We start from the raw sequence: 7,004 nt of genomic DNA, 5'->3' as shown, positions 1-7,004 counted from the left end.
GGTATTGAAATTTCTCCCAAAGACCAAAGATCAAAATCATTTTCAGTAAAGATAGTAATACATGCAAAATGGTAAACAACTAGTTTGTCGTTTTCAATAAATATATCGTTTTTAGTCTTGTCAATTTTATAATCGTTATTATATATACAGTTCCAAGGCGCAGCATTTATACCTAAGTTATTTGAAATTTTTACTTTTGGAAAATATATAGGGATATAATCTAAATACTTTTGGTCTCCAAATTTCCCCTCCTCAGCCTCGGCACTGCACCAATCTATACATTTATTTTTCCACCATCTTACACTTTTTAGTCCATAGAGATCATTCTTAAATCCAATTAGACCAGCCTGATATTTTCCATACATTTTTTCTACCCAATCACGATCTCTTTGGGGGGTTAGGAAAATAGAATGGTCACCCCATTCCTCAAAAATAATATTAGGGTCAGAGAAAAAGCATAAATCACCATCACAATATAGAATAGATGGTAAATCATAATTGACCAATAAATATTCTATCAAGACAGATTTTAAAGTCCAACAATATTCATTTACTTTTCTTTTTCTCTTAATTGCTTTTAATTCACGATCTTCCAATTCTTCAACTTGTAAAAGGTTTACATTAATTAAACTCATTTCTTTTAATAGTGAATATACAAAAGGATCTATACAACAAATCCACAATGTGAATTTTTCTGAGTACTGCATTAATGATTGCTGTAAAGCAATAATTTTCAAGACATACTCACTACCTACAATGACGCAGAAATGATTATTTAGATCATGTTGTTGATTATAGAATTGGGGATCAATTCTTTTTTGAGTATTTTTTTTGGAGAGATTTGAAGCTTTAATTCCTGTTGAAAGTGGGTTAACTATTTTCTCATTAGAGGGGATATACAATCGAGGTAAACTTATTTTTTTATCATTAGAGTTCAATGCTTATTCAGTCCTCTCCACTAAAATTTATTTGGATTCCAACTTTCATTTACAGTTTTTAAATCTTTAGGTGTATCGACACTAGCCCAAAAGTCATTGTGTTCATAGACTGCGAGCTCATTGTCTTTTATTAAATTTCGAAGAGGATCTTCTTCTAGAACACAATCATCATTATTACTTAAATAATCGAATATTTCTTTGTTAAATACAAAAAAACCGCCATTAATTACTTCATCAAGTAATGGTTTTTCTTTAAAATCAATAGCAATTCCATCTTCGACCGCCAATAGGCCGTATTGACTATTTTTTTTAATTCCAGTTAATGTAGCAATTTTTCCTTTTTCTTTATGGAATGCTATTAGTTGATCAATATCTATATTGGCTAATCCGTCACCATAAGTTAATAAAAAGGTTTCACCCTGTACAAAGGATTCAAGTTTTTTGAGTCTTGCCCCGGTCATTGTATCAATTCCTGTATCTATAAAGTGTATATTCCAATTTTCTAATTTCTGAAGTAGCGTATATTGACTGGTTTTAAAATTCAAACTAAAGTCATTCTCTTTCCAGCTAAAGTCCATAAAATATTCCTTAATTTTCTCACCTTTATATCCTAAGGGCAAAATGAAATCACAATGTCCATATTTTCTATACCAATTCATTATATGCAAGAGGAGAGGCTTTCCTTGAACTCGAACTAATGGTTTGGGAATGTCCTCTAAAATTCCTTGCATCCGAAGCCCTTTTCCGCCACACAAAATTATGACTTTCATAGATTTATTTCCTTCCTCTCTATATATTTTACTAATTTAAACTATGTAGTTTGTTTGGTAAATGTATACACGGTTGTACCATAATGACAATCAACTAAAAAAAATATGTTAGATTTATAATTCAGATGCTGATTAAACGTGGAGAATACACATTGTAGTTTATCATTAATTATATGTAAATTAGGTTCTTTTAAAATCTATGCTTTAGTTTATTTAATATTAATGAAAGAAATTGCTTGTTCTTAAGATAAAAGAAGGGGAAGGAAATCAAGGGAATTGAAGAAGCTTGTAATGAAATATCCAAGAAGACAAAATATAAGATAAAGTATGGAAGTAAGTAGTCGTGAATGCACTACATAAGCAGAATATGCTGATCGCATAAATGATTATACAGAAATCAACAGAAGAATAACAAAGGGAATTAGTCATTTGAAGGAAAATGGAACAACTATTTTTACATTTTATAAATTCAAAAAAGAGCACCGCATAAAGGTGCTCTAGTGATGGAATTAATTTTGTAAAGAACTATTTATTCAATAAAGAAGGACTTACGAATTATTATATGAACGTTTTGTTAATTAAGTGTGTATCAATTAGACAGGAATTTTATTTCTCTACACCTATTTGATTTTACGGGCCAAATCATGTTAAAAGTAAGAAGGAAATTATTAAGTTAATGTTATTTTGTTTAAAATAACATCCCAATCGGAATCATCACCTTCCCATCTATCCTGATAACGTGGGAGTTCAATTGAACAAACCCGCGATATTCCCCAATTTTGTTCAACAATATTAGATATACCCTCCTTGAAATTAACAATAAGGATATTAAAATCCTTATTTGTAATTTTAGATAATACGTTTTGTAATTCAACCGCTTCATCTCGATTTCCCCAAATTCTAATGAATAAAATGGATTCACTACTATTTATTTTTTCAAGGAATTGATTAATTCTAGTGTCTAATTTAGCTTTAAAAGAAGGATAGGTTGATTTCAAATCCTTTTCTGAATTAATAGGAAAATCATGCATTGAAAAACAATTATAATAAGTGTCCTTTATACAGTAGGTAATTCGTTCTGCCCATTTAATTTGATTATCAAATTCTGATTCAATAAGACCGTAACTTTCTGAACCTTCTATAATCATATTTTCCAACTTCATAAATTTTTTAAATCGATTTTGAAGTAATCTGTTTACATCTGAAAGTGATGGATAATAAAACCAATCTAAAGGTCCAGAAAATGTTCTTAAATTGTGTCTTTTGATTTGGTTGGTGACTTGACACAATCCTCCTAAACTTACAATTACGCCATAGGATTTTTGTATATCTTCTAGGTTCATCCTCATCATCCTTTATAAAAGTAATTTAAATTATCTGTTCAGTATATGATGCAATAACATATTGATGTGGACCTATATATCACAGTACATAGAGCTAAGACATTTGTATAAATTTAAAAAGTCAAATACCTAAGTTGAGGGATTTCATCTTTGATGTTATATCATGGAGTTACTATTGGAATGAAAGCTGGTAGGGATATTGCGCCAGAGTTATATTTTCTGCAGTAACTTAATTTAGAAACCTGTGCTTGTTTACTATAGGAAAATTGTAATCCTAAAAAAATACTTAGATAAAAAGAAAGATCTAGTAGTTAGCATTTAACCATTAGATCTTTCTTTGAATTAGTATCTTTTACATAATAATTATTGAAGAGGGAAAATTCTATTAAGAAATGCTATTAAATATTAGACTAATTTCTAATGGTCCCAGTATCTTTTATTTTGACGTGTGTCTTTACATTTATTTTAGCCTCTGCTAACGCTTGCGACCAATCTCCTTTTACTTTTTTCCACTCTTTATATTGAAATGCTTTAGCATATAGGGATAATCCGATTGGATCAATTTTATTCTGCTGTATTTCATACAACATATTTTGTAAATTATTATTAATTTCTTTTTGAATAGCACTTTTTAAATTATTTATATTTTTTTTATTATCATAGTACCCCTTAATTAAATTAGGATTGGTTTTTTCTATTAAAGCTACATTAGCATATATATCGAGATTAAATACAAACTTTCCGTTTTGAAAAGTAACATCTACCTTCCTTGTCGCGTTCTGTACGAAGATAGAAGTATTTGTTTTTTTGTTGGAATTTTTAGGAGGAAGTGCAAGGTGTAGTATCATTCGCCCGTTACTTTTTGGCTTATTTATAAGATTGAAAAATTTAACATCTTTTTTAGGGATATAAGTCAAATATTTCCCTTTTCGATTTAAAAATGCAATTCCTACTGTGTCGATTTCATTCTTTGTTTTTTTGATAATTGGAACAGTTTGCGTCATTCCATCTTCATTTTGTTCTCTCATTAATTGCTGAATTGTAGAAGAAACGGATTGGTTATTTTGAATTGAGGATTCGATTACACCATTTATATAAGATGATAGTGATGGTTTACTAGGCTTATAAATTTTAAAAATTTCTTCTGCAGGCCCATCTACAAGTACTACTTTAGCATTAATGGTAGCGTAAGGATCACGGTAAGAAGAATCAAGCTCCTGCAACCAATTTGCTTCTTGCGCTAATTTTTTCCCAATTAAAATGATTTCAGCTTTGGAAGCTGTCAGATATCCCGTTAACTTCGTATCTATCTTACTGAATCCATTATATACAGTTGATGCTTGTGTCCAATGCTCTATAGTACTTTTTTGCTGCTTATGATGAAAGAGTGGTATGCTTGTTCCAACTTTTATGTTTCCATTAGAGGTTCTATCCAAGCCAATTAAAAGGATTAATGAAACCTTCTCAAGAGGAATTCTCTGACTACAACCAATTATATACACACAACAAATTACAATCCATATCCATTTTCGAATCAAAGTTGTTTCCTCCTAGTAATCCAAGTAAAAAGAATACTGTAAGCGAAAAATAAGATTGGTAATAGAATAAAGAAAATGACATTTAAGATATCCATAAGAGAATATATAAACAAATATTGATCCACATCGGGATTTAGGAAAATAAATAGCCCAACTATAAATAACATAAAAGCAAGCAGCGCCCAATTTCGGGCGTTTTTTTGAAGTGATATGGTCATAGATTCAAAACTGAAAAATAAATACGGATATAAAGTAGTGGAGAATACAATTAAATAGTAAGCGATATAAATAATTTCTAATCGTTCCATGAAAGAAAAACGAACCCCTTGTAACAAATGAAATACGGGCCAAATTACGTCTTTTATCCCCTCTGGACTAAAGTATATATAAGAAAGAATAGTAACATATAGATAGAAAAACATGGTTCCAGTATTCGCTATTAGTAGTCCTTTTATGGCCTTTTGTTTTTTTTGTAAGAACGGATATATATAATATGCAATTTCTAAGCCAGCATAAGGAGTAATAGTTTCTTTTGTTGCCTTTAAAATAGGGTATAATCCCTCTTTAAAAATAGGTAGTAGGTGTAAAGGATTGTAGTTACTCTTTAGTGAAAAAAGAAGAAATAGTGGCATCCAAGTAGTGAAGAAGAAAACAAGCATAGAATAACTAGTAAGAGCCCTTAACCCACTCAAGGCTAAAATAATAAAAGGTAATAGTAATAATATGGTGATTTGATAAGCAGGAGTGGAAGGGAATATCCACACTTTTACAATATCAGTTGCCTTTAATAAAGTATTAAATCCAGCAAAAAATAGATAAAAGGCATATGTAAGAAAAAGAATTGTCCCTATCCATTTACCAAAGTATGTTTTTAAGATTTGTGAGAAATTTTTGTTGGGATTTTTTTGTAACATTAATATAATAAATACACCGATTATAGAAGTAACCATCCATCCAAGAATGATTGAAATCCAGCCATCTGTGCCAGCAGTAGTTGCAAGTGGGCTTGGCATAATTAACATACCAGATGCAAGTTGCAGCGAATGGATGAAAATAATAAATTCGAATAAAGTTATATTTTTAAATTTAAGATTCCCCATGTTAACCACCTTCTTTTTTCTTTCTTTGTTTCGGCTGCCCTGTACTCGAACGGCTGGTAAGCATAGAAATAGGAAATCTTACAAAAGAATCTTTTAACTCTTGGAGACGAAATGGCGCGATTGGCAATCCATATGGTGAACCATATGAAGTTAGTGAAACAAAATGAGCAAATAAGAGCATTAATCCACTAACAATACCTACAATGCCATAAAAGTAAGCCAATAACATCATTGGAAAACGAATAAGGCGTATAGAACTTGATAAATCATAATTAGAAACAATAAATGAAGCAATGGCTGTAATAGATACGATGATAACCATGACGTTACTAACAAGACCAGCTTGAACAGCCGCTTGTCCAATTACAATTCCTCCAACTATTCCAATGGTTTGTCCAATTGGTTGTGGTAAGCGAATACCCGCTTCACGTAGCATTTCCAGTGTGATTTCCATTATAAAAGCTTCCAATAAGGGAGAGAAAGGGACTTTGACTCTTGACGTTGCAATAGAAGTGTATAAATCTATAGGAATGATTTCAAAGTGAAAAGAGACTATAGCTATATAAAATGCTGGTAAAAAAATAGCTATAATAAATCCTGCAAATCGTAATAAGCGAAAAAATGATGCAACGAGCCAATGAATATTATAATCATCTGGAGTTTGAAAGAATCCAATTAAATTCATTGGAACAATCATTGCGCCAGGGGATCTATCCATTAACACCGCTACTTTTCCATCAAGTATATGATTTGAAATAGCATCTGGGCGTTCGCTTAAATAAGCCTGTGGAAAAGGAGACCAATTTTGATCCTTTGTAAAATTAGATAGTTCACCAATGCTCAATATTGCATCTGTTTTAATTTTACAGATTCTGGTTTCTACTTCTTGGACTACATCTGCGTTTGCTACATCACCTAAGTAAATTAAGTATACGAAAGAAGTGGCCCGTTCTCCAATCGTCAACTTTTTGATTTTTAACTCTGCAGAAGGAAGATATCGACGAATTAAGCCTATATTTTTTGTGGCATTTTCAATGAAACCATCATGTGATCCTTTAATAGTAACTTCTGAAATTGGCTCTTGAATTGCTCTCTCTGCCCAGCCTTTTGTATTTATTAGAAGTGACCGATTTTCTCCTTCCATAAATAGTACACATTGCCCCTCAAGTAATCCTTCTTTAATTTCATTCCATGTATATACTATTTTGGTATGAGTAGCAATAATATTAGAATTAAATATTTGACTGTCTTCATTCACTTTTTGTAATAATGGTGTAACAACATTGCTTTTTAATGCGACACTATCTGTAAGTCC

Annotated in this window: 5 protein-coding genes and 1 pseudogene; all 6 read right to left on the bottom strand. The window is 30.9% G+C overall.

Going from position 1 to position 7,004, the window contains the following annotated elements; genetic code table 11:
- A pseudogene (locus ACQGSG_RS24875) lies at nt 1-938 on the bottom strand (glycosyl transferase); the annotation flags it as partial.
- Nucleotides 939-958: 20 nt separating this feature from the next.
- Nucleotides 959-1,708, bottom strand: a complete 750-nt coding sequence (locus ACQGSG_RS24870) for a sugar phosphate nucleotidyltransferase (protein WP_325842462.1) — start codon at nt 1,706-1,708, stop codon at nt 959-961.
- 668 nt (nt 1,709-2,376) lie between these two features.
- On the bottom strand, nt 2,377-3,051 hold the full coding sequence (locus ACQGSG_RS24865; protein WP_001047148.1) for a papain-like cysteine peptidase: 675 nt from the start codon (nt 3,049-3,051) through the stop codon (nt 2,377-2,379).
- A 410-nt stretch (nt 3,052-3,461) separates the two neighbouring features.
- Complete coding sequence (locus ACQGSG_RS24860; protein WP_000619985.1) at nt 3,462-4,589, bottom strand: Ger(x)C family spore germination protein; 1,128 nt, start codon at nt 4,587-4,589, stop codon at nt 3,462-3,464.
- The gene (locus ACQGSG_RS24855; RefSeq protein ID WP_016111428.1) at nt 4,586-5,689 is read right to left on the bottom strand and encodes a GerAB/ArcD/ProY family transporter; all 1,104 of its coding nucleotides are present in this window, start codon (nt 5,687-5,689) and stop codon (nt 4,586-4,588) included. Before ACQGSG_RS24855 ends, ACQGSG_RS24860 begins: the two co-directional genes overlap by 4 nt.
- 1 nt (nt 5,690) lies before the next feature.
- Nucleotides 5,691-7,004: spore germination protein (locus ACQGSG_RS24850; RefSeq protein ID WP_426948245.1), on the bottom strand; the 1,314-nt coding region annotated here is incomplete at its 5' end.

The organism is Bacillus sp. GMa5/1, from assembly GCF_050172015.1.
Classification (GTDB): Bacteria; Bacillota; Bacilli; order Bacillales; family Bacillaceae_G; genus Bacillus_A; species Bacillus_A cereus.
The sequence above is the reverse complement of the archived record's forward strand: the minus strand, read 5'-3'. Positions and strand labels throughout refer to the sequence as shown.

Excerpts from the sequence above, each read along its gene's own strand:
- ACQGSG_RS24870 (WP_325842462.1), bottom strand. The coding sequence starts at position 1,708 with ATGAAAGTCATAATTTTGTGTGGCGGAAAAGGGCTTCGGATGCAAGGA.
- ACQGSG_RS24865 (WP_001047148.1), bottom strand. The coding sequence starts at position 3,051 with ATGAACCTAGAAGATATACAAAAATCCTATGGCGTAATTGTAAGTTTA.
- ACQGSG_RS24855 (WP_016111428.1), bottom strand. The coding sequence starts at position 5,689 with ATGGGGAATCTTAAATTTAAAAATATAACTTTATTCGAATTTATTATT.